The sequence below is a fragment of the Pseudomonas putida genome (assembly GCF_002906855.1).
In the GTDB taxonomy this organism is placed as follows: domain Bacteria; phylum Pseudomonadota; class Gammaproteobacteria; order Pseudomonadales; family Pseudomonadaceae; genus Aquipseudomonas; species Aquipseudomonas putida_N.
This window is the reverse complement of sequence record NZ_MINI01000039.1, coordinates 1-583: the sequence shown is the minus strand read 5'-3', so window position 1 is coordinate 583 and position 583 is coordinate 1. Positions and strand designations below refer to the sequence as shown.

Annotated in this window: 1 protein-coding gene and 1 pseudogene; both read right to left on the bottom strand. The window is 67.1% G+C overall.

What is annotated here, in order from left to right; translation table 11 throughout:
- Positions 1-61: pseudogene (locus tag BGP85_RS22105) on the bottom strand (muconolactone Delta-isomerase); the annotation flags it as partial.
- Positions 62-80: 19 nt separating this feature from the next.
- Positions 81-583: enolase C-terminal domain-like protein (locus BGP85_RS22100; RefSeq protein ID WP_308451984.1), on the bottom strand; the 503-nt coding region annotated here is incomplete at its 5' end.

The following is a 583-nucleotide window of genomic DNA, read 5'->3' as shown; positions in this document are numbered from 1 at the left end:
CGGCCTTGGCCGGGTCCATGTCGACCGGCAGTTTCACGGTCATCTTCACGTGGAACAGCATGTTCAGTTCTCCTGTTGATTCAGCGGCGGGCAAAGCGCGCCAGGCGTTGTTCGTCGAGGGTCAGGCCCAAGCCCGGGGTGCGCGGCACGTGCAGCTGGAAGTCGTGGTACTGCGGCGGCTCGTTGACGATCTCTTCGGTCAGCAGCAGCGGCCCGAACAGCTCGGTGCCCCAGGTCAGCTGGCGCAGGGTGAGGAAGGCATGGGCCGAGGCCAGGGTGCCGATCGAGCCTTCGAGCATGGTCCCGCCGTACAGGGCGATACCAGCCGCTTCGGCGATCTGCGCGGTGCGCAGCACGGCGCGTGGGCCGCCGTTCTTGGCGATCTTCAGGGCGAAGATGCTGGCCGCGCCATCGGCGGCCAGGCTGAAGGCGTCCTCGACGCTCTCGATGGATTCGTCGGCCATGATCGGTGCCGGACTGCGCTGGTTCAGGCGCACCTGGCCGCCGCGGTTGATGCGCGAGATCGGCTGTTCGATCAGGTCGATGCCGTTGTCGCCGAGCACCTGGCAGGCGCGAATGGCTT